24 protein-coding genes are annotated in these 26,300 nt (G+C 68.1%); 13 read left to right on the plus strand and 11 right to left on the minus strand.

Annotated elements, in window-relative coordinates; genetic code table 11:
- Positions 1–696: 696 nt before the first annotated feature.
- Complete coding sequence (locus tag AB4Y42_RS15180) at positions 697–1,170, plus strand: DUF3331 domain-containing protein (protein WP_051482004.1); 474 nt, start codon at positions 697–699, stop codon at positions 1,168–1,170.
- 209 nt (positions 1,171–1,379) lie between these two features.
- On the opposite strand, the gene AB4Y42_RS15185 is transcribed toward AB4Y42_RS15180, so the two are convergent.
- Together AB4Y42_RS15185 and AB4Y42_RS15190 are read right to left on the minus strand one after the other, a co-directional pair.
- A complete protein-coding gene (locus AB4Y42_RS15185; protein ID WP_368686513.1) occupies positions 1,380–2,630 on the minus strand; it encodes an MFS transporter in 1,251 nt (416 codons plus the stop codon).
- Positions 2,631–2,641: 11 nt separating this feature from the next.
- Positions 2,642–3,679 (minus strand): PRC-barrel domain-containing protein, encoded by a 1,038-nt coding sequence (locus tag AB4Y42_RS15190; RefSeq protein ID WP_368686512.1) that lies wholly within the window; start codon positions 3,677–3,679, stop codon positions 2,642–2,644.
- A 546-nt stretch (positions 3,680–4,225) separates the two neighbouring features.
- Between AB4Y42_RS15190 and AB4Y42_RS15195 the strand changes: the two genes are divergently transcribed.
- Positions 4,226–5,629: an NCS2 family permease gene (locus AB4Y42_RS15195; RefSeq protein WP_368694635.1), complete on the plus strand. Its 1,404-nt coding sequence runs from the start codon at positions 4,226–4,228 to the stop codon at positions 5,627–5,629.
- Positions 5,630–5,749: 120 nt separating this feature from the next.
- Here the strand turns inward: AB4Y42_RS15195 and AB4Y42_RS15200 are convergent, their stop codons facing one another.
- Positions 5,750–6,145: a hypothetical protein gene (locus AB4Y42_RS15200; RefSeq protein ID WP_368686510.1), complete on the minus strand. Its 396-nt coding sequence runs from the start codon at positions 6,143–6,145 to the stop codon at positions 5,750–5,752.
- 140 nt (positions 6,146–6,285) lie between these two features.
- Here AB4Y42_RS15200 and AB4Y42_RS15205 point away from each other — a divergent pair, with 140 nt between their 5' ends.
- Genes AB4Y42_RS15205 through AB4Y42_RS15215 form a run of 3 tightly spaced genes read left to right on the plus strand, consistent with a single transcriptional unit; the run spans position 6,286 to position 7,852 of the window.
- A complete protein-coding gene (locus tag AB4Y42_RS15205) occupies positions 6,286–6,738 on the plus strand; it encodes an ArsR/SmtB family transcription factor (protein ID WP_368694636.1) in 453 nt (150 codons plus the stop codon).
- Positions 6,672–7,076: an SRPBCC domain-containing protein gene (locus AB4Y42_RS15210; protein ID WP_368694745.1), complete on the plus strand. Its 405-nt coding sequence runs from the start codon at positions 6,672–6,674 to the stop codon at positions 7,074–7,076. Before AB4Y42_RS15205 ends, AB4Y42_RS15210 begins: the two co-directional genes overlap by 67 nt.
- A 35-nt stretch (positions 7,077–7,111) precedes the next feature.
- A complete protein-coding gene (locus AB4Y42_RS15215; protein ID WP_368686507.1) occupies positions 7,112–7,852 on the plus strand; it encodes a DUF899 domain-containing protein in 741 nt (246 codons plus the stop codon).
- Between the two features lie 75 nt (positions 7,853–7,927).
- Here AB4Y42_RS15215 and AB4Y42_RS15220 read toward each other — a convergent pair whose 3' ends face one another.
- Together AB4Y42_RS15220 and AB4Y42_RS15225 are read right to left on the minus strand one after the other, a co-directional pair.
- On the minus strand, positions 7,928–8,110 hold the full coding sequence (locus AB4Y42_RS15220) for a hypothetical protein (protein ID WP_069262451.1): 183 nt from the start codon (positions 8,108–8,110) through the stop codon (positions 7,928–7,930).
- Positions 8,111–8,216: 106 nt separating this feature from the next.
- Positions 8,217–9,131, minus strand: coding sequence for an NAD-dependent epimerase/dehydratase family protein (locus tag AB4Y42_RS15225; RefSeq protein WP_368686506.1), 915 nt, complete (start codon positions 9,129–9,131; stop codon positions 8,217–8,219).
- 115 nt (positions 9,132–9,246) lie between these two features.
- Here AB4Y42_RS15225 and AB4Y42_RS15230 point away from each other — a divergent pair, with 115 nt between their 5' ends.
- From AB4Y42_RS15230 to AB4Y42_RS15245, 4 genes are all read left to right on the plus strand, one after another.
- Entirely contained in the window at positions 9,247–10,179 is a 933-nt protein-coding gene (locus tag AB4Y42_RS15230; RefSeq protein ID WP_368694637.1) for a LysR substrate-binding domain-containing protein, read from the plus strand.
- Positions 10,180–10,303: 124 nt separating this feature from the next.
- Complete coding sequence (gene hutH, locus AB4Y42_RS15235) at positions 10,304–11,839, plus strand: histidine ammonia-lyase (RefSeq protein ID WP_368686504.1); 1,536 nt, start codon at positions 10,304–10,306, stop codon at positions 11,837–11,839.
- A 39-nt stretch (positions 11,840–11,878) separates the two neighbouring features.
- The gene (gene hutC, locus AB4Y42_RS15240; protein ID WP_368686503.1) at positions 11,879–12,574 is read left to right on the plus strand and encodes a histidine utilization repressor; all 696 of its coding nucleotides are present in this window, start codon (positions 11,879–11,881) and stop codon (positions 12,572–12,574) included.
- Positions 12,575–12,807: 233 nt separating this feature from the next.
- On the plus strand, positions 12,808–13,458 hold the full coding sequence (locus AB4Y42_RS15245) for a hypothetical protein (protein ID WP_321926769.1): 651 nt from the start codon (positions 12,808–12,810) through the stop codon (positions 13,456–13,458).
- A 31-nt stretch (positions 13,459–13,489) separates the two neighbouring features.
- Here the strand turns inward: AB4Y42_RS15245 and AB4Y42_RS15250 are convergent, their stop codons facing one another.
- Positions 13,490–14,368: a LysR substrate-binding domain-containing protein gene (locus AB4Y42_RS15250; protein WP_069269346.1), complete on the minus strand. Its 879-nt coding sequence runs from the start codon at positions 14,366–14,368 to the stop codon at positions 13,490–13,492.
- A 136-nt stretch (positions 14,369–14,504) separates the two neighbouring features.
- Between AB4Y42_RS15250 and AB4Y42_RS15255 the strand changes: the two genes are divergently transcribed.
- The 3 genes from AB4Y42_RS15255 (at position 14,505) to AB4Y42_RS15265 (ending at position 18,821) form a co-directional block, all read left to right on the plus strand.
- Positions 14,505–15,749, plus strand: a complete 1,245-nt coding sequence (locus AB4Y42_RS15255) for an aminotransferase class I/II-fold pyridoxal phosphate-dependent enzyme (RefSeq protein WP_368694746.1) — start codon at positions 14,505–14,507, stop codon at positions 15,747–15,749.
- A gap of 89 nt (positions 15,750–15,838) precedes the next feature.
- Positions 15,839–16,825, plus strand: a complete 987-nt coding sequence (locus AB4Y42_RS15260; protein WP_368694638.1) for a helix-turn-helix domain-containing protein — start codon at positions 15,839–15,841, stop codon at positions 16,823–16,825.
- A 7-nt stretch (positions 16,826–16,832) separates the two neighbouring features.
- Positions 16,833–18,821, plus strand: a complete 1,989-nt coding sequence (locus AB4Y42_RS15265; RefSeq protein ID WP_368694639.1) for a DUF3857 domain-containing transglutaminase family protein — start codon at positions 16,833–16,835, stop codon at positions 18,819–18,821.
- Between the two features lie 5 nt (positions 18,822–18,826).
- Here the strand turns inward: AB4Y42_RS15265 and AB4Y42_RS15270 are convergent, their stop codons facing one another.
- The 5 genes from AB4Y42_RS15270 to glgC form a co-directional block, all read right to left on the minus strand.
- Positions 18,827–20,041: a branched-chain amino acid ABC transporter substrate-binding protein gene (locus AB4Y42_RS15270; protein ID WP_368694640.1), complete on the minus strand. Its 1,215-nt coding sequence runs from the start codon at positions 20,039–20,041 to the stop codon at positions 18,827–18,829.
- A gap of 293 nt (positions 20,042–20,334) precedes the next feature.
- Entirely contained in the window at positions 20,335–20,796 is a 462-nt protein-coding gene (locus AB4Y42_RS15275) for a hypothetical protein (RefSeq protein WP_368694641.1), read from the minus strand.
- 101 nt (positions 20,797–20,897) lie between these two features.
- On the minus strand, positions 20,898–21,770 hold the full coding sequence (gene pdxY, locus AB4Y42_RS15280) for a pyridoxal kinase PdxY (RefSeq protein WP_368694642.1): 873 nt from the start codon (positions 21,768–21,770) through the stop codon (positions 20,898–20,900).
- A gap of 161 nt (positions 21,771–21,931) precedes the next feature.
- A complete protein-coding gene (glgA, locus tag AB4Y42_RS15285) occupies positions 21,932–23,422 on the minus strand; it encodes a glycogen synthase GlgA (protein WP_368686497.1) in 1,491 nt (496 codons plus the stop codon).
- 94 nt (positions 23,423–23,516) lie between these two features.
- A complete protein-coding gene (glgC, locus tag AB4Y42_RS15290) occupies positions 23,517–24,782 on the minus strand; it encodes a glucose-1-phosphate adenylyltransferase (RefSeq protein ID WP_368686496.1) in 1,266 nt (421 codons plus the stop codon).
- A gap of 396 nt (positions 24,783–25,178) precedes the next feature.
- Between glgC and AB4Y42_RS15295 the strand changes: the two genes are divergently transcribed.
- Entirely contained in the window at positions 25,179–26,282 is a 1,104-nt protein-coding gene (locus AB4Y42_RS15295; protein ID WP_368694643.1) for an alpha/beta fold hydrolase, read from the plus strand.
- Positions 26,283–26,300: the final 18 nt, after the last annotated feature.

The following is a 26,300-nucleotide window of genomic DNA, read 5'->3' on the forward strand; positions in this document are numbered from 1 at the left end:
CTGACTTTCGGTGCGGACGACAGTGCTTGTCAGATCACCGTATTGTTGCTATTCGTCTCCTGTGAGTTGCACAATGTCGGCATTGGCGCGCGGCAATGCGGCTAAAGCAATATTCGAAATCCATTAATTGCTTTTCGAATAGTGGAATGCCTCGATATTCCATGGGTGTGGAGAACGCAAGCTTCGTGCGAGAATTCCGCGTCCAATAGACTGACGTTTAGTATGTGATATGTCTGATGCACCTATGTCGAATAGGTGCATTGCGTTTCATTGATCGGTCACGTCCCGTGTGTAAGAGTGGAGTCCGTGCGATCCCGGTACAGCCTGTGAGAGCGGCCATGGACGGGCATTTCAGGCTATATGCCTGCGCGCGGCGAAGCGGGTGCTGCAACAATTCAGTTATGTGGAAAAGTCGTGCGACTAGTGACATCCACCCTGAAACCGGTTATTTTTTCCGCAGCGAGATTGTTAAGTATCATCAAATCGGCAAAAAAGTTCACGGATGTAAAGAAACCAACATTGGAGGCTTGCAGTCGGAACTGAAAGCTCTGCCATCTCGTTTTTTGCGTTTGGCATTATCGTGTGAAAATTGCGTTTTTCCTGTGGATTGCGAGTTGGACACGCTATAATCCGGACGTGGCAGAGTGCTTATTCGACCGGCATATTTGAATCGTTTCCACGTGCACGAGGTGCATTATGACGAAATTAGATACCGGCAGCGTTTGGCAACAAACCATTGACCTTCTGTCCGCAGCTTCCGAGCCGTTGAGCCTGGACAGCGAATTCGAAGGCGGCAGAAGCTGCAAACCGGTACCCATCACACGCGGCGCATCGGAGGCGGCCAACCGGCGGCGCGCCACCGTCCGTTCGTGGGATGCGCAGGGCATCACCTTGATCCGGCGGCATGATCCGGACAGCATCACCGTTTGCTGGAGCGACGCCACCTATGGCCGCTACTCCGACCAGTTGTGGCGGGTGTGCACGGCGCGCCGCAGCGCGGTCTGTGCGCTGACCGGCGAGAAGATCCGCCGCGGCGACGCGGTGTTCCGGCCGAGCCCGAATCGCCGTCATCGCCCGGCCAACGCCGATGCGATGATCCTTGCGAGCAAGCTCGACAACCTTCCCAACGCCGTGGTCGCGGCGCGTCTGGACGAGGCGCTGGCCGCCTGAGCGCGGCGTCCCCGGGCGCACCGGTCGCCCGCGCGGGTATGCCCCCGCTCACCAGCCACGCGGCTGGCCACACCGCGTCATGCCCATGTCATAGCTGCACAGGAACAAAACGGCGCCCCAAGGGGCGCCGTTGTTCGTTTGCCGGTCGAAAGGCGGGTCGCCACCGTGCGCCGGGGCGGGCGCAACCGGCCCCCCCGGCGGCGCACCGCTCACACGGTGGCATCGCGGGCGTTTTCCTCTTCGAGCGCGTCGCGCGTCTCGGGCATTGCCAGCCAGACCATCAGCACCGCCGCGGCGCCTGCGCTCGCGAGCGCGAGGAAGCTCACCGTATTGCCCAGGTGATCGGCGATGAAGCCGGCCAGCGCCGTCGAAAGCGTCGCCCCGATCCCCGCCGAAAGCCCGAAGAGCCCGATACAGAGGTTGTAACGGCCCTTGCCGCCTGCCACGTCGGCGGCGATGAGCGGCAGCATCACGCCGAACACGGCGGCCGACAGGCCGTCGAGCATCTGCACCGGCACGAGGAAATACGGGTTGCCGACGGCGGCGAACAGCAGCGCGCGCAGCGGCAGCGCGCAAAAGCCCAGAATCAGCACGGGGCGGCGCCCCCAGGCCTGCGCGGTGCGGCCGACCCAGGGCGACATCAACGCGACGATGGCTTGCGGCACGATGATGCACGCCGCGATCACGAGCTGGACGTTGTCGCCCATGCCGGCCGTCACCTCGCCGGCGGCGAGGTTGAGCATCGCGGCGTTCGAGAGGTGGAACAGCACCACACAGGCCGCGAAGGTCAGCATGCGCCGGTCGCGCAGCAGGTCGAAGATCGTTTCGCGCGGTTCTCCGGCGACTGCCGCGCCGGCCTTGCCGGGCCTGGCCGCAGGTTTGGCGTAGGCGGCGTTCTGGTCGTACTCGATCATCACGAGCGCGACGAGCGCCGGCAACGCGAGCGCGGCCGTCAGCCAGAACACGGAGCGCGGCGACCAGTACTCGCCGCACAAGCCCATCAGGCCGGCGGCCACCGCACTGCCGATCGAGGCCCAGCGCGCGTTGCGGCCGAGCCGGTCGCCCAGGTTCTGGCGGCCCACCAGCGCGAGCGCGAGCGCCGCCATGGCCGGCACGAGCATGCAGCTGGCGAAGCCGTGGAAGATCTCGGCGGCCATCACCGCCACGACGGTCGGGCTCGCGGCGAGCAGGACGGCCGAGATGATGATCGCGATGATCGCCCACGCGGCGGCGGCCTTCTTGTTGCGCAGGGCGTCCACCGCCGCGCCGCCCGGCACCTGGCTCACCATCGCGCTGATCGTGCCCACCGACAGCGCCAGGCCGATCTCGCCCTGGGTCCACTTGTGCGACGCGAGATACGAGGCAATGAACGGCCCGAAGCCCGTCTGCACGTTCGCGACGAAGAAGTTCAGCCAGTCGAGCGCGCGCACGCTGCGCTGGCTTGGATTGGGTTGTTGCATGGTGCCGTCCGTCATTTGGCACCGTGGGCATTGGCCGCCGAGGCGACGGGCGATGCAGCGGGCGCTGCTTGCGCAGCCGAGGCAGCCGAAGCGGCCGGGGCCGGGGCCGGCGGCGGGGCGGCGGGCGTCACCGCGTGCACCGGCTGGTCGGGCGCGTAGGGCGGCGAGGCATCCACCTGCTGATCGCTCATTTCGAGCTGCGCTTCGAGCGTGTTGTTCTTCGTGACGAAGTGCAGCGCCGACCAGTCGGCCGCGATCGTATGACGTTTCTCGAGCGTGCCGCTCACGTCGAGCACCACGGCTTGCGGGGCGGCGCTGCCGTCGAGCAGCACGTCGACCACGCGGCCCACCTTGCCGCCGTTGGCGCGTTCCACGTCCGCATCGAGCATGGGCAGGCGCGTCGCGCTCGCTTCGGGGTTGCCGGGCTGCGGCGCACCGGCCTTGGGACGGTCGGGGATCTGCAGCTGGCTGGCCGGCAGGGCGAGCGTGATGGCGGGCGTTTTCGCCTGGGTGTTCACGTGCACGCCGCTCCACGGGAAATTGGCCTTGCGGTCGCCAATGCCCATGAAACCTTGCAGGTTCACCACGACGTCGACGGGCTTGCCGCCGGGGCCCGTGACCATGTCGACGGCGCGGCCCACGACCTTGCCGTCGGTCTTTTGCACTTCGCTGTCGAGCAGCGTGCGGAAGGTGCCGCGCTCGAGCGTGCGCACCTGCACGATGGGCGCCGGGGGCGGCGCCGGCGGGGCGCTGGCGGGCGCGGGCGGCGGCGGCGCCGGTCGGCGGCGGTGCACCGGCGCGGGGCGCGGCTTCTTCGGCGAGGGCTTGATCGTGGCCTCCGTTTCCGGCTCGCTCGCCGCCTCGGGCGCGGACGCGGCCTCGGGCTCGCTCGCGGCCGGCTCGGGCTCCGTGGCCACGGGCGCTTCCGGTTCGGGCGGCGGGGCCGGCCGGAACAGGCTGCAGCCCGAAAGCGTGAGCAGCATCAGCAGCGTCAGGGCGTACGGAAAGTGAAAAACGGGACGTGTGGAACGCAAGAAGCCGCGTTTCATCTACTGAAACTCCTTGGAGCGGCCGGCGCGGCGCGCGCGCGGCAGGGGGAAACCGGGTCGGGATGCGTGAGTGTAACCCGCGCACCGGCCCGATCCGCTTAATGACGGCGTGAGCGAACGGCGTCGGCGGACAGAGCGGGCGAACGGCGCGGGCGACCGGCGCGGTCGACCGGCTGGGCAACTCGCCGCAAGCGCCGCGCCGGGACGATCGCGCTTCGTCATACGAAACCGGTCCCGGTCTGCGCGGTAACGACGCGCTTCACGCCCAGGTGTAAACGCGGGGCCGGCCCTCACGTCGCGCCCTGTACACGGGCATATAAGCATCGCGGCATGAACTCAATGCGAATCGTGCGATGGGAGCGCAAATCGTGTTCGCCTAACCTTCGCTCCATCCATAAAGAGATGTCAAAACGATGAGCGCCTGGAAGTGGAAGAAGGCGCCGGCAACGCGTCGACACGACTAATTCAATTCGAGACGAACCTGATGACGGATCGGGCTGGTGAGCCGTGAACCGTTTCAGCATGCTGATAAAGGAGGCACTCACCATGATCGAACCCCACGCGCAGCCGCTTGCCGGTGCGACCGCCGCCGAAGTCGAGTCCAAAGATGCATTGGGCCCGGCCTCGGGATTCATCGACCGTTATTTCGACGTCGCCGCGCGCGGCAGCTCGCTGCGTCAGGAGGCGATTGCGGGCGTCACGACCTTCCTCGCGATGGTCTATTCCGTGTTCGTCGTGCCGGGCATGCTCGGCAAGGCGGGCTTCGACACCAGCGCCGTGTTCGTGGCCGTGTGCCTGACCACGGCGTTCGGCTCGCTGCTCATGGGCCTGTGGGCGCGCCTGCCGATCGCCATCGGCTGCGCCATCTCGCTGACGGCGTTCACCGCCTTCGGCCTCGTGCTCGGCAAGGGCCTGAAGCCCGAAGTGGCGCTCGGCGCGGTGTTCCTGATGGGCCTCGTGTTCACGGGCATTTCGGTGACGGGCGTGCGCTCGTGGATCCTGCGCAACCTGCCGCACGGCATCGCGCATGGCACGGGCATCGGCATCGGCCTGTTCCTGCTGCTGATCGCCGCCAATGACGTGGGCCTCGTGGTCAAGAATCCGGGCGCGGGCCTGCCGGTTTCGCTCGGCCATATCACCTCGCTGCCCGTGATCCTTTCGGTGGTCGGCCTCGCCGCGATCTTCGGCCTCGTGCGCCGCCGCGTGCCGGGCTCGATCCTGATCGTGATCGTCGCGATCTCGGCGCTCGGTCTCGCCATCGATCCGGCCGTGAGCTTTCATGGCGTGTTCGCGTGGCCTTCGCTGTCGGCGCCGGGCCATGCCTCGCTGATCGGCGCGATGGACATCAAGGGCGCGCTCTCGCTCGCCGTGCTGCCGAGCGTGCTGGCGCTCGTGATGACGGCCGTGTTCGACGCCACCGGCACGATCCGCGCCGTGGCGGGGCAGGCGGGCCAGCTCGACGCGAACGGGCGCATCGTCAACGGCGGGCGCGCGCTCACGGCCGACTCGGTCAGCTCGATCTTCTCGGGCTTCCTGGGCGGCGCACCGGCGGCGGCCTATATCGAATCGACGGTAGGCGTGGCAGCGGGCGCGAAGACGGGCCTCGCCGCCGCCACGGTGGGCGTGCTGTTCCTCGCGGTGATGTTCTTCGCGCCGCTCGCGGGCCTCGTGCCCTCGTATGCGACGGCGCCCGCGCTGATGTACGTCGGCCTCATGATGCTCTCGAGCGTGAGCCGCCTCGACATGGCCGATATGGTCGATTCGATGTCGGGCCTCGTGTGCGCCGTGTTCATCGTGCTCACGGCGAACATCGTCACGGGCATCATGCTGGGCTTCTGCACGCTCGTGATCGGCCGCGTGGTGAGCGGCGAGATCCGCAAGCTGAACGTGGGCACGGTGGTGATCGCCGGCGTGCTGGCCGCGTTCTACCTGGGCGGCTGGGCCATCTGACAATCGGATGACCCGGTCATTCGCCCGGCGGCCACGGCGGCCCGCCCGGGCGGCTGCACGGCCCGCGTCGCTTCACGGCGGCGCGGGCCGTGTGGCTTTTGCGCGCTGCTGTGTAGCGCGTTACTCCGGCAGCACGCTGTTGCGCGTCTTGCCCGCTTTGCGCGGCTTGCGTGGCCTGGGCTCCACGCCGATGCGCGGGTCGCGCGCGAGCACGAGCGCACTCAACTGCGCGGCCGTGTCTTCGAACGCCGCATCGGCTTGCGGCACATAGAGCCATTTGCCGAGCACGGGGTGCACTCGCAACGCCGGCATCGCATCGATGAGCGACGCATGGTTCTCCCGCGACGTGCAGACCAGCACGCCGTTGAACGGCGGATCGCGGTCGGCGGCGACGAGGCACAGCAGGCCGTCGAGATACGCGGCGTCGCAGCCGAACATGGGCTTGCGGATATAGCCGGGCTCGCGCTCGAAGGCGTCGAAGATCCAGAGCAGCGAGTTGCGGATTTTGGACGGCATGACGTGACGTGGCGGAGATAGCGGGGCGCGGCGCGCAGAAATCGCCATTCTAGTGGCGCCGATGCGGCCGTGCGCGCCGCCGCTCGCGAACGACTTACGCATGTCTTGACATCGCTCGCTTGTCGCCTATGCTAAACCACATGGTTAAGTATGAAGACGCCACCCTCGACCGCACCTTCGCGGCGCTCGCCGATCCCACGCGGCGCGCGCTGCTCGCACGCCTTGCGCAGCACGACGAACTCTCGGTGAGCGCGCTCGCGCAGCCGTTCGCGATGTCGCTGCCCGCGGTCATGAAGCATCTGGACGTTCTCGCTCAGGCGGGCCTCGTCACGCGCGCGAAGACCGGCCGCACCGTGGCGTGCCGGCTCGCCGCGGGGCCGATGGAGGACGCGATGCAGTGGCTCGCGCACTATCAACGCTTCTGGAGTGAATCGCTCGATCGACTCGCCGCTTTCGTGGAGGAAGATGCATGTCTACCCAACCCGCAGCCGGACCCGGCGCTGCCCATCAAGCTCCCAGCCTCACCATCCGGCGACGCCTCAACGCCACGGCCGCGAAGGTCTACGCCGCGTGGACGCAGCCGTCGCAACTGATGCGCTGGATGCACCCGTTCGACACCACCTGCATTCACGCCGAAGCCGACGTGCGCGTGGGCGGGCGCTTTCGCGTGATCATGCGCGGTGCGAACGGCGAAGACCACGACGTGAGCGGCACGTATCTCGAAGTCGTGCCCGACGCAAAGCTCGTCTTCACGTGGGCGTGGCGCAGCACGCCGGAGCGCGAGTCGCTCGTCACGGTGACGCTGCGCGCCGACGGTCCCGCCACCGACCTCACGCTGAAGCACGAACGCTTCTTCGACGAAGCAGCGCGCGACTCGCACAACGAGGGCTGGACGAGTTCGATCGATCAACTGGTGGCGCTGTTCGACTGAACGGCGCTCATTCAAGCGCAAGGAGGAATCGAAAGATGGAATCGCACAAGATCGTTTCGCAGACCGAATGGCTGGAGGCCCGTAAGGCGCTTCTCGCCGAAGAGCGCGCCTTCACGCACGCACGCGACGCGCTGGTGGCCAAGCGCCAGGCACTGCCGTGGGTGAAGGTCGAGAAGACCTATACATTCGAGACACCGCAAGGCCCGCGCACGCTTGCGCAGCTATTCGGGCCGCGCAGCCAGCTGATCATTTACCACTTCATGCTCGGGCCGGATTGGGAAGAGGGGTGCCCGGGCTGCTCGTTCCTGTCCGACCACGTGGACGGCATGCTGCCGCATCTGGAGCATCACGACGTGACTTACGTGGCCGTTTCGCGCGCGCCGCTCGCGAAGATCGAGGCGTTCAAACAACGCATGGGCTGGCGTTTTCCGTGGGTATCGTCGTATGCGAGCGACTTCAACTTCGACTATCACGTGTCGTTCGGCGAGGCCGACAAGGCGCGCGGCAAGGCGATCTACAACTACATCGAGCAGGACTACATGAGCGACGAGCTGCCCGGCGTCAGCGCGTTTTATCGCGACGAAGCGGGCAACGTGTACCACACGTATTCGACCTACGCGCGCGGCGGGGAGATGCTGATCGGCACCTATGCGATGCTGGAGTTGACCGCAAAGGGACGCAACGAAGAGAAGGACATGCGCGAGTGGATGCGCCACCACGATCGCTATGAAGACGCGCCCGCGCCGGCGTCGTGCTGTGCGCACGAGAAGCAGTAAATGCGTTGGGCGGACAGTGGTTAGCGCAAACAAAGAAAGCTGCGCCGGTCGCGAAAGAGTCGTGAAAAAAGCGCGTTAGAGCGACATATCGAACGCGGGGCGCAGCAGCACTTCGATCGCCATCACGACGAGTCCCATCGCGCCGGCGGCGAGCGTCAGCGTGCCATATTCGTCGTAGCGCGTATCGTAGAGGCACGCGACGATGAACAAGATGGCCAGCAGATTGGTTAGCCAGTAGAAGTTCAGCGCGAGGAGCATCGGCGTATCCGGTACCGGCGCGCAGCGCGCCGGCGGCTAGTGCAAGACGCTCGGATTTTAGCGGGGCGACCTTACGGATACGCAACAATTACGTGCGCTACAACACTTATTTTTGCGCGATCGGCACTTTGGGCATTGCTGAACGGATCCAGTCCGTGACCGAGGTGCGCCGCGGCTGCCAGCCGAGCAGCGTGCGGGCGCGCTCGCCGCGCACGCGGCTGTTCGAGCCGAGGCCGTACGACGCCATTTCGTAGCCCCATTCTTCGATCGCGGCTGCGAGCGGCCAGTCCTGCGGCGCGCCCAGACCCATCACTTCGGCGAGCGCCGTGGTCATGTCGCGGAAGTTCGCCTCGCCGCTTTCCACGAAGTAGAACGTGCCCGCGGGCGTGTTGTCGAGCGCGAGGCGATAGAGTTCGGCGACGTCGTCGACATGCACGTTCGACCAGATGTTCAGGCCGCGCCCCACGTGGCGCATCACGCCGCTCTTCTGCGCCTGGCGGATGAGCCGCGGCAGCTGCACGCTCGCGGCGCCCGGCACCGCGCCCACGCCATAGATCAGCGTATTGCAGAGCACGGCGCTCTTCACGCCGCGCGCGGCGGCCGCGAGCACGAGATTGTCGATGGCCACGCGCGGCGCCTTGTCGGCGGTCGGCTCGGGCAGAGCGTCCTCGCGATAGACGTGCGCGGTCGCCTCGCCGCCCGACGCGTCGCCCACGATGCTCGAGCCGCTCGTGTGCAGGAGCGTCTTGCCGGAGCCTTCGAGCGCGTCGATCAGCGCCTCGACCGCGCCGCGGTGGTCGCTGCTCGCCGCGTTGATCACGGCGTCGGCGGCGCGTGCTTGCGCCATCAGCGTCGCGCGGTCGTCGAGATCGCCCTGTACGGGCGTGATGCCGAGCGCTTCGAGGTCGGCGAACTGCTCGGGCCGGCGCACGAGGCCGCGCACCGTGTGGCCCGCGCGCACGAGATGCGCCGCGATCGTGCCGCCGATAAATCCGCCTGCGCCTGTCACGAAGACTTTCATGAGTGGCTCCTGATCCTGTCTTGATTGCGATGGCAGCCAGTATCGGGGCATCCGGGTTTTGCAAAAACCATGTTAGTCTCAAATGAATATTGACTGCGGATCAAAAATAGCCACGATGAAGACATCGACCGACGAACTGCTCGTATTCGTCACCGTGATCGATGCGGGGTCGATCACCGCCGCGGCTGAAAAGCTCGAGCAGACCGTCTCGGGCGTGAGCCGCGCGCTGACGCGGCTCGAAAAGCAGCTGGGCGTCGCGCTGATCCTGCGCACCACGCGGCGCCTGCAACTCACCGAAGAGGGCGAGCTGTTCCTCGATCGCGCCCGCACGATTCTCGCGGCGCTGGCCGACGCCGAGGAGGCCGTCACGCGCCACCGCGAGCGTCCCTCCGGGCGGCTGCGGGTGGATGCGGCCACGCCGTTCATGCTTCATTGCATCGTGCCGCACGTCGCGGCATTCGCCGACGCGTATCCCGAGATCGAACTCGAACTCACGAACAACGAACGCATCGTCGATTTGCTGGAGCAGCGCGTCGATATCGCCATTCGCATCGGCACGCTGCAGGACTCCACGCTGCACGCGCGCTCGCTCGGCACGAGCCGTTTGCGCATTGTCGCGAGCCCGGGCTATCTCGCGGCGCACGGCACGCCGCGCAGCGTGGCCGCGTTGCGCGACCATCGGCTGATCGGCTTTACGGCGCCCGCGCATCTGAACGGCTGGCCGCTGCGCGCGGCGGGCGGCGACCAAGCGCGCGCGACCACGAAGACCCAGGAGATCGAGCCCGGCTACACGATCGCGCCCGCGCTTTCGGCGTCGAGCGGCGAGACGATACGCCAGCTCGCGCTCGCCGGCAGCGGCGTTGCGTGCTTGTCCGACTTCCTCACCACGGCCGACCGCGACGCGGGCCGCCTCGTCACCGTGCTCGACGACGCGCTGATCGAATCGCGCCAGCCGATCCACGCCGTCTACTACCGCAGCGCGGCGCTCGCGGCGCGCGTGCAGTGTTTTCTCGCGTTTATTGGGGGCAGGCTGCAACTCGACGGGTGACGGGCACTGGCGGCGCTCTCGTGGATAGTCCCAGGCTACACGGGCCGCAAAGGGGAGTTGTATAGACAGGCGCGCCAGGCTAGACTTCGGCCACTTTCGCGACTTGTATAGACAGGATTCGACCATGCTCCCGACCCTTCGCCTCACGCCCGGCCATCTGACCCTGCCCCAACTGCGCCAGATCGCGCGCGAGGCCGTGCGGCTCGAGCTCGATCCGGCCAGCTTCGCCGCCATCGACGCGGGCGCACGCGCCGTTGCCGAGATCACGGCGAAGGGCGAGCCCGCCTACGGCATCAATACGGGCTTCGGGCGTCTGGCGAGCACGCATATCCCGAGCGACCAGCTCGAACTGCTGCAGCGCAATCTGGTGCTCTCGCACGCCGTGGGCGTGGGCGAGCCGATGTCGCGTCCGGTCGTGCGTCTGCTCATGGCGCTGAAGCTGTCGAGCCTCGGCCGCGGCTATTCGGGCATCCGCCGCGAAGTGATGGACGCGCTCATCGCGCTGTTCAACGCCGACGTGCTGCCGCTCATTCCCGTGAAGGGCTCGGTGGGCGCCTCGGGCGACCTCGCGCCGCTCGCGCATATGTCGGCGGTGCTGCTCGGCATCGGCGAAGTGTTCATCCGCGGCGAGCGCGCCAGCGCCGAAGCGGGTCTCGCGGCTGCGGGCCTCAAGCCGCTCGCGCTGCAGGCGAAGGAAGGTCTCGCGCTGCTCAACGGCACGCAGGCTTCCGCCGCGCTCGCGCTCTACAACATGTTCGCGATTGAGGACCTCTACCGCACGGCGCTCGTCTCGGGCGCGCTCTGCGTGGATGCGGCGGCAGGTTCGGTGAAGCCGTTCGACGCGCGCATTCACGAACTGCGCGGCCATCGCGGCCAGATCGAGGCGGCCGCGGCCTATCGCACGCTGCTCGAAGGCTCGGCGATCAACCTCTCGCACCGCGACTGCGGCAAGGTTCAGGACCCGTACTCGCTGCGCTGCCAGCCGCAGGTGATGGGCGCGTGTCTCGACCAGATGCGCCACGCGGCGCAGGTGCTGCTCATCGAGGCGAACGCGGTGTCGGACAATCCGCTGATCTTCCCGGAAACGAACGAAGTGCTCTCGGGCGGCAACTTCCACGCGGAACCGGTGGCCTTCGCCGCCGACAACCTCGCGCTGGCCGCGGCCGAAATCGGCGCACTGGCCGAGCGCCGCATCGCGCTGCTGATCGACGCGACGCTTTCGGGCCTGCCGCCTTTCCTCGTCAAGGACGGCGGCGTGAACTCGGGCTTCATGATCGCGCACGTCACAGCGGCCGCACTGGCGTCGGAAAACAAGACGCTCGCGCATCCGGCCTCGGTCGATTCGCTGCCGACCTCGGCCAACCAGGAAGACCACGTGTCGATGGCGACGTTCGCCGCGCGCAAGCTCGCCGACATCGCCGACAACACGGCCAACATCCTCGCGATCGAACTGCTCGCCGCTGCCCAGGGCGTGGACCTGCGCGCGCCGCACCACACGAGCCCCGCGCTCGCGCATGTGATGCAGTCGGTGCGCGCCGAGGTGCCGCATTACGACCTCGATCGCTACTTCGCGCCGGATATCGAAGCGATCACGCGTCTCGTGCAGAACGGTGCGATCGCTTCGCACAGCCCGTTCGCGTTCGAATCCGAGGCGCAATAAGTCACAAGCAGGCGCCAAGCCAACGCACGGGCCAACGCGATGAACGCTCCCGCATACCAGGGCATCAAGGACTTCATCCTCGCGCGCATTCACGCCGGTGAGTGGAGCGAGGGCGACCAGGTGCCTTCGGAGAACGAACTGGCGCGCGAGTTCAAGGTCGCGCGCATGACCGTGAACCGGGCATTGCGCGAACTCACCGCGGAACAGGTGCTCACGCGCGTGCAGGGCGCGGGCACCTTCGTCGCACGGCCCAAGTACGAATCGACGCTCGTCGCCATTCGCAGCATCTCCGACGAAATCCTCGCGCGCGGGCACCGCTACCGCGCCGAGGTGCTCGAGATCGGCGTGCATCGCGCCGACGAGGCGCTCGCCGTCGAAATGGGGCTCGCCGCGAACGATCAGGTGTTCAACTCGCGCGTGCTCCACTTCGAAAACGACGAGCCCGTGCAGCTCGAAGAGCGCTGGGTCAATCCCGCCGTCGCGCCCGATTACGCGGCGCAGGACTTCACGCACATCACGCCGAACCAGTACCTCGTGCATGTCGCGCCGCTGCAGGGCGTTGAGTACCGCATCGAGGCGCTCGCCCCCGAGGCGCAGACGCGCGTCCACCTCGCCATGGGCGAGGCCGAGCCGTGCCTCGTGCTGCATCGGCGCACCCGCTCGCGCGGGCTCGTCGCTTCGGTCGCCAATCTCTGGCATCCGGGCAGCCGTTACCGCTTCACGGGGCATTTCTAAAGGCGGTTGAGGTCGGGCGGTCCAAGGCCATCCGCGCCGCTCGCCGCGATTTCCTCAGTCTTTTCCCTGTGCGTGGCCGACCGTCATCGGCATACGTCTTGCTCGCTTTACAGATGGCTGACCGAACTGCCGGCTGCGGCGCGCGTATGGGGCCAGACGGCCCGCGAAAGCGCGCGTGGTGCGCCGCAGCCCTTATCATTGGGAGATGACGCGAACGAAGGAGGAGTTCCGCAATGGACGATGCCAACGCCACGCTCATGCCGATGTGGCGGGCCAATCTGGCGCTGCTCACGCGCGAGGTCGGGTCCGCCACCCGGCTCGCGCGCATGATGACGTTTTCCGCGAGCTACATGAAGCTGATCGTGTCGGGCCAGCGCGACTTCAGCGCGGAGTTCGTGCGCGGCGTGGAAGCCGTCACGGGCCTGCCCGAAGGCTGGATGGACGTGAAGCACGATAGCGCCGACGTGCCCGACGAAACGCGCGAGGCGATCGCGAGCGAGACGCCGCGCGCGCGCTTTCGCGGCACCGCGCATCCGGTGCGCAAGGCGCCCGTGCTGCGCGTCGAGCCGATCTTCGGCCAGGGCGCAAAGCGCGAGGAAGCGACGGCGACGCCCGAGGCGCACCGGCGTCTCGCGGGCACGCGCAAGATCCGCGATCTCGCCGCGCAGGACGTGCGCAAGCTCGAGCGCTACCTGAGCGTGCCGCCGGTCGAGCCGGCGGTGCTGCGCTCGCGTATCGAAGACGTGATCAACTACGCCGACCCCGACGAACGCGTGCGCGCCGATCTCGAAGGCCGCCTCGAGCAGATCGAGAAGCATCGCGAAATGCTGCTGCGGCACGTCTCGCGCCTCTACGCGCTGCTGTCGCGGCTGGGTGACGACTGACTGATTCGTTGCCCGAATCATCGTCGGAAGATCATCGCTCCTGGACGCGCAGCTCCGCGAGGATCTGGTCGGCGAGAAAGTCGCACGGCGGTCGGTTCGAGCGCGCACTGCGCGCGAGCACCACTTCGAGCTCGGGGAGTGCCGGCAGGCCATGCTGGCGGCCGAGCGTGACGAACGTCTCGGGCACCGCGCAGCGCGCGAGCGGCGCGATGGCGAGCCCCGCGGCCACCATGCTGCACAGGCCCATCAGACTCGGGCTTTCATACGATGTGCGATAGGCGATCTTCGCGCGCTCCAGCGCCTGGATCGCATTCGTATGCGCGACGCTGCCGCCGCCGAAGAGGGCGACCGGCAACGGACGCTCGCGCCAGATCTCGCGCCCGCTCGCCGCGCTCACCGCCGCGGGGGGCGCGGCCCACACCATCGGCTCGAAGCGGATGAACTCGCCCGCCAACCCGCGCGTGCGCGTGATGCAGGCGAGGTCGATCTTGTTGTCCTTCAGGAGCGGCAGGAGCGCGCTGCTCGGCAGCCCGATCACCTGGATCTCCACCTTTGGCCAGTTCGCCGAGAACTTGCGCAGCACCGGCGGCATGAGCGAGGACGCGTAGTCGTCGGGCACGCCGATCGACACGCGCCCCGTCACCTCCGGGTGCGCGAGCGAGGCCCACGCTTCGTCGCGCAACGCGAGCATGCGCCGCGCGTAGGCGATCAGCGTCTGGCCGTCGGGCGTGGGCGTGACGCTGCGCGGCGCGCGGATGAACAGAGGCTTGCCGATGGATTCCTCGAGCGCGCGGATCTGCATGCTGAGCGCGGCCTGCGAGCGGTGCACGAGCGCGGCGCCGCGCACGAAGCTGCCGGCGTCGGCGACGGCCACCACCATGGCGAGCACGTCGAGGTCGAGGGTCTTCATTGGTATAAGAAAAATTGATCGAAGGCTTCAATATAACGCGTTTGTCTGAACGCGGGGACGCGCCGATACTGGGGCCGTACCGACCCTTCGCGTTGTTCTTCGCATCGTCTTTCGCTTTTCGGAGAAGCCCATGTTGATGTCGCCGCCCGTCGATTTGACCTACGAACGATTCCAGCAACTGCAGATGCGGCTCGACATGTCGCGCGGCAAGCCTTCGCCCGAACAGCTCGATCTCTCGCAGGCGCTCATCGACGAAGCCGCGCAGGCCGGCTATCTCGCGCGCGACGGCTTCGACTGCCGCAACTACGGCCTGGCGAGCGGCCTGCCCGAGGCGCGCGAGCTGGGCGCCGGGCTGCTCGGCGTGCCGGCCGCCCAGGTGATCGCGGCGGGCAATTCGAGCCTCGAACTGATGCATGACGCGCTGACCTTCGCGCTGCTGCACGGCGTGCCGGCGGGCGAGGGCGCGGAGAGTGGCGCGCCGTGGCGGGCGCAGGGCGAGATCGCGTTCCTGTGCCCGGTGCCGGGCTACGACCGCCACTTCGCGATCTGCGAGGCACTGGGCGTGCGCATGATCGCCATGCCGATGCGCGAAGACGGCCCCGACATGGACCGCGTGGAAGCGCTCGTGCGCGACGATCCATCGATCAAGGGCATGTGGTGCGTGCCGCTCTACAGCAACCCGACGGGCGCGATCTGGTCCGACGAGGTGATCCGGCGTCTGGCCGCGATGCCCGCCGCGCCCGACTTCCGGCTCTTCTGGGACGACGCCTACCGCTTCCACCACCTCAGCGACGAAGCGCACACGACGCTCGACGTATTCGAGGCCTGCGCGGCGGCGGGCCACGCAGAGCGCGCCTTGATGTTCGCGTCGCTCTCGAAGGTGACGTTCGGCGGCGGCGCGTTCGCGTGGCTCGCCGCCGCGCCGCGCAACGTGGCCTGGTGGCAGAAGCACTCAGCCGTGCGCACGATCGGGCCGGACAAGCTCAACCAGTTGCGCCACGTGCGCTTTTTGCGCGACCGCGCGACGCTCACCGCGTTGATGGCGCGCCATCGCGCGCTGCTCAAGCCGAAGTTCGATGCGGTCGACAAGGTGTTCCGCGCGCGCCTCGCCGGCGTGCCCGGCGTGAGCTGGAACGTGCCGCGCGGCGGCTATTTCATCAGCCTTTATGCGCCCGAGGGTTGCGCGCGCCGCACGGTCGAACTCGCGGCGGCGGCGGGACTCGTCCTCACGCCCGCGGGCGCGGCGTTCCCGTATGGCGTCGATCCGCACGACAGCCATCTGCGGATTGCGCCGTCGTTTCCGGCGCTCGACGAGGTGCGCCTTGCCGCCGAGGGCATTGCGCTGTCGCTGCTGCGCGCCATCGAAGAACGGCGGGGATAGCGGCCGGGGCGGCTCCGGCGGCGCTCGCGGCGATGTGTTACAACGGCAGACGTAGCCAACTAACGTTGCCAACTTCCCGCGAGGTTGCCGTGCAAGGTCTCGCCGTTTCATTGCAACGCGCGCTCGCCCAGCGCGAGCGCGACGGCCGCGCCGCTAGCGGCCGTGCGCCCACGGCGCGCCCGCTCGCGGCGGGCGCCGGCTGGTCGGTCGACGACGTCGTCTGCACGCTCGGGCCCGGCGACCGGCCCTACGAGGAGCGCCACACGAGCGCGTGCCTCGCCGTCGTGGCGGCCGGCGTGTTCGGCTACCGCAGCGGCAACGCGCGCGCGCTGATGACGCCCGGCGCGCTCATGCTCGGGGAAACCGGCGCCTGCTTCGAATGCGGCCACCGTCACGCGGCGGGCGACCGCTGCCTCTCGTTCCATTACGACCCCGCCTGGCTCGACGAGCAGGCCGCGGCCGCGGGCCTCGCACCCGGGGCGCGCCGCTGGCGGGCCGCGCGGGTGCCGCCGGTGCGCGCGCTCGCGCCGCTCGTGGCGCACGCTTGCGCCGACGTGCTCGCGCAAGAGCGGCGTCAGGCGCCCCCACTGGGCGCCGCCGCCTGGGATGAAATCGCGCTGAAACTGGCGCTCACGACCTTGCGGGTGGTCGCGAGCGGCAAGGACGCGGCCACCTCTGCCACGCCGGGCGCCGCCGCGGCGGCACGCGTGGTGGCGACGCTGCGCCTGATCGACGAAACGCCCGACGATGCGCATACGCTCGCCAGCCTCGCGAGCGCGGCGGGCGTGAGTGAGTTCTATTTTCTGCGCACCTTCGCGGCGGTGGCCGGCGTGACCCCGCATCAATATCTGCTGCGCGCGCGATTGCGCGCCGCCGCACTGCGTCTCGCCGACGACGACGAAACGAAGATCGTCGATGTTGCGCTCGCAAGCGGCTTCAATGATCTGTCGAACTTCAACGCGGCGTTTCGCACGGAGTTCGGCGCGAGTCCCCGCGCATGGCGTGCTGCGCAGCGCGAGCGTCATCTCGCGCGGACGTCTTGGCCGAACGCCGCGCAAGCAGCGGCGCGCGCCTGAGACGCTCATGACGCGAGGCGAGGGGATCAGGCGCGGCGCCCGGTGCGTCGCGTCGTGCTTTGCGCTGGGCCTCGCGTTGCCCCTCGCGTTGATTCTGACGATCGCGAGCGGCCATGCCCGCGCCCAGGCGAGCGACCGAAGCCCCGACAGCGCGGCGCGCGTCGAGCCCGCCGATCGCGCTGCGCAAACCGACGTCCCGCCATACACGCTCGAACGCGACGTGCATCTGTTCGTCGTGCAGCAGGACGGCTCGGTCGTCGAGGACGACGACACCGTGCTGCGCGCCAACACCACCGCCGGCGTGGACGAGATCGCCCAGCGTTACGTCTGGTTCAATAAGGATACCGAAACGATTACCCAGCTCTCGGCCGAGACCATCGATCCGGACGGCAGCGCACACGCGGTTGGCGCGAGCGGCATTCGCGACGTGCAGGAGCCGCGCTCGGCGGGCGCGCCAACGTTCGAGGACGGCGTGCTGCGCACGGTGATCTTTCCGGGCGTCCAGGTCGGGTCGCGCGTGCATCTGCATTTCGCCAAACGCCGCGCGAAGGCGCTCGACGCGGGCACGTTCTCGTACTTCGTCGAGCCGACCGGCGAACCGGTGGAGTTTCAGCGCCTCATCTTCGATTTGCCCGCCGACGTGCCGCTCCACGCCGACGCGCGCGGCTACACGGCGCTCGCCCCCGAGACGGCGAACGGCCGTACCCGCTACGCGTTCGACTACCGGCACGGCCCCTATGCGCCGCTCGAAGCGGGGGCGGTGGCGTACGTGAACTGGGGCGACCGGCTGATGGTGTCGGCGGTGCCCGACTTTGCCGCGTTCGCCGCGCGCTATCGCGATGCCGCCGCCGATCCCACCTCGACCGATCCGGCCATCGCAGCGCTCGCGCAGGCGCTCACGGCGGGCGTGAGCGACCCGCGCGACAAGGCGCGCCGCATTTACGACTGGATGCGCTTCAATATCCGCTACGTCGCGCTGTTTCTTGGCGAGACAGCGGCGGTGCCGCATCGCGCGACCGACATCCTGCGCAACCGCTACGGCGACTGCAAGGACCACGTGGCGCTCTTCAGCGCGCTGCTCGCGGCAGTCGGCATACGCGCCGAGCCCGTGCTGCTCAATCTCGGCCCCGTCTACACGCTGCCCGACGTGCCGGGCTATGGCGCGCATGCGATCAACCATGCGATCGCGTGGCTGCCCGACCTCAGCGTGTATGCGGACACTTCCTCGGGCGGCTACGCGTTCGGCTACCTGCCGCCGGGCGTGATGGACCGGCCCGTGCTGCTCGTCGACGACGGCGTGCTCTCGCGCACGCCCGCGACCGAGCGGCGCGAGCGCACGGCGCGCCTGTCGCTCGAGGTGGGCGCGAGCGGCGACGCTGCCTACAGCTACTACGTGCAAGACGAAGGCGCGGGCGCGGAGCCCGAGCGCAACTCGTTTCGCCGCGCGACCCACGCGCAGGCGCAGCAACTCGCGGCGCAGCGCCTGCGGCTCAGCGGCCTCGCCGGCACCGCGCACGTGAGCACGGGCCCGACCGAGGCAACCGACGGACCGTTCCCGGTGACGATGGAAGGCACGCTCGATCATGTGGTCTGGCGCGACGGCACGACCGCAATCCCCGCGACGAGCAGCTTCACGGGCGGCATTGCCACGCAGATCGACAGCTGGCTCGCGCAGCCGCGCCGCACGCAGCCCTGGGCGTGCATCGGCGGGGAATTTACCGAGAGCGCGCAGATCGTGCTGCCCGCGTTCGCGCGCGTGACCGACGTGCCGCAAGACACGCAGGTGAGCGACACGTTTCTCGACTACACGTCGCACTACGTGTTCGACGCGCGCTCGCGCACGCTGCAGATCGAGCGGCGGCTGGCGGCGCGTTTTGGCCACCAGATGTGCACGGCCGACGAATTCGCGCAGATGCGCGACGCGCTCGTGCGCATCGAGCGCGACACACACGCGCAGATCGTCGTGCGGGCGGCGAGCGCGCCGCAGCAACCGTGAGGGGCTCAGCCGCCGCGCGTCGTCACCGGCACCCACACGCCTTTCTTCACCTGCCAGAGCGTGGAGGCGCCGTTCTTGAGCGAGCCGTCCGGCTCGAAGGCGATGCGGCCCGTCACGCCGTCGAAGGCGAGCGCCTTGAGCGCGCTGCGGTAAACCTCGGGCTGCGCCGATTTCGCATTGACCATCGCGTGGATCGCGGCCCACGCCGCGTCGTAGCCGAACGGCGCGTAGGCGAGCACGTTGGCGCCGAAGCGGGCTTTGAAAGCCTGCTCGAAACGCGGGCCCTCCGGCAGCTGCGCGAGCGGGCGGCCATACTCCCAGGCCATCGCGCCTTCGGCGGCTGCGCCCGCGGCCTGGGTGAAGTCGGCGTTCGCCACGCCGCCGCCGCCCACGAACTGCGCGTTCATGCTGCGCGCCTTCATCTGCTTCGCGAGCGCCGCGCCCTGGTGCGCGAGGCCGCCGAAGTAGAGCAGATCGGCATCGGCGGCCTTGATTTTCGCGAGCTGCGGGCCGAAGTCGCTCGCGATGCTTTCCGCGAACTCGCGCGCCACCACGTTGCCGCCATGCTCGCGCACCGCGCGCTCGAACACGTCGGCTTCGCCCTGGCCGAAGGCGGTGCGGTCGTCGATGATGGCCACGCGTTTGGCCTTCATCACGTCCACGGCCCACGCGCCGGCGATGCCTGCGTTCTGCGCGTCGTTTGCAATCACCATGAAGGTGTTGGCGAAGCCTTGCGACGTGATGACGGGATTGGTGGCCGCGGGGCTGATCATCGGAATGCCGGCGCTCTCATAGATGCGAGAGGCGGGAATGGCCGAGCCCGAATTGAAGTGGCCGACCACGGCGTTCACCCCCTGATTCGCCAGCGTCGCGGCGGCCTGCACGCCGAGGCGCGGGTCGCTGCGGTCGTCGATGGGGACGAGTTCGAAGTGCGCCGTCTGTTCGCCGATCTTGAGGTTTTGCGCGTTCGCATCGTCGAGGGCGAGCTGCACGCCGTTTTGCAGATCGCGGCCGTAATTGGCGTAGTCGCCCGAGAGCGGCGAGACAAAGCCGATGCGCACGTCGAGCGGGCCGGCGGCCAGGGCGCTGCGGCTCGCGCCGAGCGTCCCGACGGTGGCCAGCGCGCCGATCAGGAGCCCGGCCGCAAGCTTGCGGCACGCACGGTGCGGCTGGGCGAATGCGCAGGCGCTAGCGGTTCCAGGCGCGGCAGCGAGACTCATGGTGACTCCTTGCGCGACAGCGGCGCGGTGTTCTTGTGTGCGTTTTGTCCGGGTACGCCGCGCCGCGCGCCGGCGTGGCGCGGAGGCTGGGCGTCTCGTTTTCCGGTCTTGCGTCTTGCGGTTTGCGACTGCGGCTTGCCGGGACGGGCTGTGCGACGGCTGCGCGCGTGGGTGGGGTGGCTCAGCCGGGTCCCCATGTGCGCCGGCTGGGCGCGCGCCTTCGTGAGGCGGCGGATGGCGAGCAATATAGCAGGCCGCCGGGTCAATCGCTCACGCCGTGTCGCGCGGGTGGGCTACTCGCCCCTTTGCAGTTCGAAGAGCGCGTCGCGCAGGTGCACGAGCGGCGCCATGGTGTCGGCGCTCGCCCATCCTTCGAGGTCGTCGAGCGCGCGGTTGCAGCCGTCGAGCACCACGTCGAGATCGACGGGAATGCCGTTGGCGAGCGCAAAGCGAATCGTCGCTTCGAAGCGTTCGCATTCGTCGTCGCCGTACGAGATGTCGAGCGTGTCGGCAATGGTCTGGGCGATGTCGCTGCGTTGGCGGTCGCTCTCGTCGACGAAGTCGATGATGCCGCGTGCGACGTCGGGCGCATAGTAAAGCGCGATGTCGAGCCACACGGCGGGATCGAAATCGCTTTCGTGGCTTTGTTCCTCGAAGTATTCGATGGCTTCCTGCTCGTGGGTCTCGCCGGCGTCGACGGCGAGGCAAAGCTGCTCGAAATACTCTTCCTGTTCGCTACGGATTGAATCGGACATCGGTCATTCTCTAAAGACGGTGGGCGCCGCGGCCGTGCGCTGTGTCTGGCCGCCGCAAGTCATGCGGACGGCATTATAGGCCGCGCGCGCACCGCTTCAGTTTAGGCGGCTTCCACCGCCCAGGCGTCGAACCATTCGCGCGGGCGCGCGATCTGGTCTTGCGCCGCGACGATTTCCAGTTCGTAACGGCCTGCGTCGTAAGTCGCCTTCACCACGGCGTTCACGGCCGCGAGCGTGTGTTCGAACGCGCGGCGCAGCGAGTCGCCGAGCATCAGGCGCGCGACGAACACCGCGCTCGTCACGTCGCCCACGCCCACCGGCTGGCGCGCGAACGGGTAGAGCGGGCGCTGGCCGAGCCACGCTTCATGCTCGGTCACGACGAGCATGTTGAAGCGGTCGGCAGGGCTGTTGCGGTCGAGCAGATGTTTCACGAGGACCAGCTTCGGGCCGCGGCGCAACAGTTCGCGGCACGCGAGCACGCCTTCTTCCGCGGTCTCGATCTCGCGGCCCACGAGCCGTTGCAGCTCGATGTGATTGGGGATCATCGCGTCGGCGACCTCGGGCATGTTGCGCACGAGGAACTCCTGGATGCCGGGTTCGACGCGGCAGCCGTTCTCGGCGTTGAGCGTGCCCATCACCGGGTCGCAAAAGTAGCGCGCCTGCGGGTTGGCGGCCTTCACGGCGCGCACCACGTCGATCACGGCCTGGGCCTGCTCGGGGGTGCCGAGGTAGCCCGACAGCACCGCATCGCAGCGCGGCAGCACGCCGATCGCGCCAATGCCTTCGACGAGATCCACGACCTCGTCCGAGTCGATGGCGGCGCCGGTCCAGTGGCCGTATTGCGTGTGATTCGAGAACTGCACCGTGTTGAGCGGCCAGACATTGACGCCCAGGCGGCGCATGGGAAACACCGCGGCGCTGTTGCCCGCGTGACCGAACACGACGTGCGACTGGATGCTCAAAACGTTTTTCATGGCCGGTCCAGATTTCGTTATCGCTTGCGGCGCTTCGAGCAGCGCGCCTTTGCGCAGGTGCAGCAACGATAACCGAATTCGCTGCGCCCAGTCGATGGATGCGTGGGCGCGGTGTTGCGTGTGCGCCTGCCGCGAGCGCCAGCGCTGCGCCTGGGCAGGCGCTAGGCCACGACGTGTTGACCGGCCAGCTCGCGATAGAGCGCCATGTAGCGTTGCGCCGACGCCGCCCAGCCGAAGTCCTGTTGCATTGCACGCGTGCGCGTGTCGCGCCAGTCGCGGCTGCGCCCATAGAGCGCGAAGGCGCGGCGGATCGCGGCCGTGAGCGCGTCGGGCTCGAAACGCTCGAACACGAAGCCGGTGGCGAGACTATCGGCGAGATTTTCCAGCGAGGCGTCGACCACCGTATCGGCGAGTCCGCCCACGCGGTGCACGAGCGGCAGGGCGCCATAAGCAAGCGCATAGAGCTGTGTGAGGCCGCACGGCTCGAAGCGCGAGGGGACCATCATCACGTCGGCGCCCGCGACGATCTCGTGGGCGAGCGTCTCGTCGAAGCCCAGTTCCACGGCCACCGATTCGGGATGCTGGTGCGCGGCGCGCGCGTAGCCCTGTTCGAGGCTGGGGTCGCCGGTGCCGAGCACGACGAGCTGCCCGCCGCGCGCGACGATCTCGGGCAGCGCCGCGAGCAGCAGGTCGAGGCCCTTTTGCTCGGTGAGCCGGCTCACCACGCCGAACACCGGGGCGTCGTGCTTCTGCGCGAGCTTCAGGCGCGCCTGCAGCGCCGCCTTGCAGCGCATCTTGCCGCTCTGGCGCGTGGCCGAATAGCGCGTGGCGATGGCCGCGTCGCTCGACGGATTCCAGACGGCGTAGTCCACGCCATTGAGGATGCCGACGAGATCGTGCGTGCGTCCGCGCAGCAGCGCCTCGAGGCCGCCGCCCTGGGCGACGGTCTGAATCTCGCGCGCGTAGGTCGGGCTCACCGTCGTGATCTTGTCGGCGAAATAGAGGCCGGCTTTCAGAAATGAAAGCTGGCCGTAGAACTCCACGCCATGCATGTCGAAGAAGTCGCGCGGCAGGCCGAGCGTCTCGAACTGCTGCGCGGGGAAGATGCCCTGGTACGCGAGGTTGTGAATCGTGAAGATCGAGCGCGCGCCGCCGGGCGCCATGCTCGTGCCGCGCTCGCGCGCCGCCGCGCGCAGATAGGCCGGCGCGAGCCCCGCGTGCCAGTCGTGCGCCTGCACGATGGCGGGCGCCCAGTCGGCATCGAGGTGCAGCGCGAGTTGCGCGGCGGTCCAGCCGAGCAGCGCGAAACGCTGGGCGTTGTCGCCGTAGGGCACGTGCTCGGCGTCGAGATAGGGGTTGCCGGGGCGCGCGTAGAACGCATCGGCGCGGATCATGTAGACGGCCAGCTCGCTGCCGGGCAGGCGCCCGAGTTCCAGCGTCGCCTCGGGCGCGCCGAACGTGCGCGCGAGGCGCGCGACGGTGCGCAGGTCCTCGAGCCCCGCCGCCACGGGCGCGAAGCCCGGCAGCAGCAGGCGGGCGTCGGCGCCCTGTTCGATCAGCGCGGCAGGCAGGGCGGCGGTGACGTCGGCGAGGCCGCCGGTCTTCAGGAGCGGATACAGCTCGCTGGCTACGTGCAGGACGCGAATGGTCATCGGGAGTCAGTCCTCTCGGTGCTCGGGTTGCTTAAGGGTTTGGCGCGTCCTTAGGCGAAGCCGATCTGGCGGACCGGCTTCGCCAGACGCATGACTAGCCAGGCAATTTCGCCAGCGCCTCGCTCGTGACGAGTACGACGCCGCTCTCGGTGCGATAAAAGCGTTCGGCGTCGCGCGTGGCGTCTTCGCCGATCACGGTGCCGTTGGGTATCGTGCAGCCGCGGTCCACGACGACCTTGCGCAGCCGGCAACTCGTGCCCACCGTCACCTGTGGCGACAAGACTGCCTCGGCAATGTTGCAGAACGACTGCACGACGACATTCGACGAGAGCACCGAGCGCGAAATCTGCGAACCCGAGATCACGCTGCCGCCGCACACGATCAGGTTGGTGCCCGAGCCTTGCAGGCCGTTGAGGTCGCGCACGAACTTGGCGGGCGGCAACTGCTCCTGGTAGGTCCAGATCGGCCAGTTGCGGTCGTAGAGATCGAGCGCGGGGATGGTCGAGGCGAGGTCGAGGTTGGCGGACCAGTAGGCGTCGACCGTGCCCACGTCGCGCCAGTACGGTTCGGCGGACGGGTCCGACGACACGCACGACATGCTGAACGGATGCGCGATGGCGTGGCCGTCGCTCACCACGCGCGGAATGATGTCCTTGCCGAAGTCGTGGTCGGTGGCCGAGCGCGAAATGTTCTCTTCGAGCAGATGGACGAGATAGTTCGTGTCGAACACGTAGATGCCCATGCTCGCGAGCGCGATGTCGGGGCGGCCGGGCATGGCGGGCGGATCGTCGGGCTTTTCGACGAAGCCGGTCACGCGGCGCGACTCGTCCACGGCCATCACGCCGAACGCGCGCGCTTCCATGCGCGGGACCTCGATGCAGCCCACCGTGCAGTCGGCGCCGCTCGCGGCATGGTCGGCGATCATGCGCGTGTAGTCCATCTTGTAGATGTGGTCGCCGGCCAGCACCACCACGTACTTCGGACTGATCGAGCGGATGATGTCGAGGTTCTGGTACACGGCGTCGGCGGTGCCCCGATACCAGTGCGCGCCTTCCACGCGCTGCTGCGCGGGCCACAGGTCGAGGAACTCGTTGAATTCGCCGCGCAGGAAGCCCCAGCCGCGCTGCAGATGGCGCAAGAGCGAGTGCGCCTTGTACTGGGTGACGACCGCAATGCGGCGGATGCCCGAATTCAGGCAGTTCGAGAGGGCGAAATCGATGATGCGGTACTTGCCGCCGAAGTACACGGCCGGCTTCACGCGCTTGTTGGTGAGGGGCCCTAAGCGCGTGCCGCGGCCGCCAGCGAGCACGATGGCGAGGGTGGTGCGTTGCAGATCGTTGAGGCTTGCCGGAGTTTCCATGGTCGTCTCCTTGTTGTGCCCCCCGGTACGGCCGCCGCGGCCCGCCTCGTCGTGCCCGGGCCGGTGCGGTCCTTCTCTCGCGTGCTTCGCGTGTCCCTGATGCGGCGCGTTTCGCGGTGCAACACGCGTGCGTATTTCGCGTCGCGGACGTCTCGTGCGTCCTGTATTGACTGTTCTAGCACCGAATGCAGCGTAGCGCGAATTGCCAGTGCCCGGGGCCGGAGATGCGCGCCGCAGTCGTGCGAGGCGCTGATGAGCAGCAAACGGCATGCCGCTAAGGTTCGCCGGGCGAGAAAGCCGGCATGAGCGGGGCGGGACCGCTAGAATCGCTGGCTGTACCGGCGCCATTTCGCCGTCCTGTTTTTTCTGTCCGACCTTTCGCCCGATCTCCCGTCGATGAGAGCCATCCTGAACCACTCGCTTGCCCGCCTTGCTCCCTTCGTTGCCGCGCTGAGTGCGGCCGCGCTCTGTCACGTCGCCCTCGCTGCCGACTCCGAGGCGAGCGGGGCTTCGGCGGCGTCGTCAGCGCAAGCCGCGATCGAGACGCCCGACGGCCCCGCGTATGGCCCCGAGCTGCAGGGCTTCGAGTATCCGCATCCCGTGCATGACTTTGCGTTCGTTTCGCAGGGCCAAACGCTGCATATGGCGTACATGGACGTGCAGCCCGCGAAACCGAACGGGCGCACAGTGGTCCTGCTGCACGGCAAGAACTTTTGCTCGGCGACGTGGGACGCCACCGTCCGCGAGTTGCACGCCGCGGGCTACCGCGTGATCGCGCCGGACCAGATTGGCTTTTGCAAGTCGAGCAAGCCCGCTGCGTACCAGTTCAGCTTTCAGCAGCTCGCGCGCAACACGCATGCGCTGCTCGCGGCGCTCGGCGTGCATGACGCGACGATCGTCGGCCATTCGACGGGCGGCATGCTGGCGGTGCGCTACGCGCTCATGTATCCGCGCGAAACGGAGCAGCTCGTGCTCGTGAACCCGATCGGGCTGGAAGACTGGAAGGCGAAGGGCGTGCCGTCGATTTCGGTGGACGACTGGTACGCGCGCGAGCTCAAGACGAACGCCGACGGCATTCGCCGCTACGAGCAGGCCACCTATTACGCGGGCCAGTGGCGCCCGGCCTACGAGCCGTGGGTGCAGATGCTGGCGGGCATGTATCGCGGGCCGGGCAAGACGCAGGTGGCGTGGGATTCGGCACTGCTCTACGACATGATCTACACGCAGCCGGTGATCTACGAGTTCGGCCAGTTGCAGATGCCGACGCTCTTGCTCATCGGCGACAAGGACACGACCGCCATCGGCAAGGATCTCGCGCCGCCCGAGGTGCGCGCGCAGCTCGGGCACTATCCGGTGCTGGCCAAAGCCGCGCAGCGCGCCATTCCTCACGCGACGCTGCTGGAGTTCGCCGATCTCGGGCACGCGCCGCAAATGCAGGATCCGCGGGCGTTTCATGCCGCGCTGCTCAAGGGTCTCGACGCGTTGAACACCGCGCAGTGAGGGCGCGCTCGAGGGCGG

Source organism: Paraburkholderia sp. EG286B (assembly GCF_040965655.1).
Lineage (GTDB): Bacteria > Pseudomonadota > Gammaproteobacteria > Burkholderiales > Burkholderiaceae > Paraburkholderia.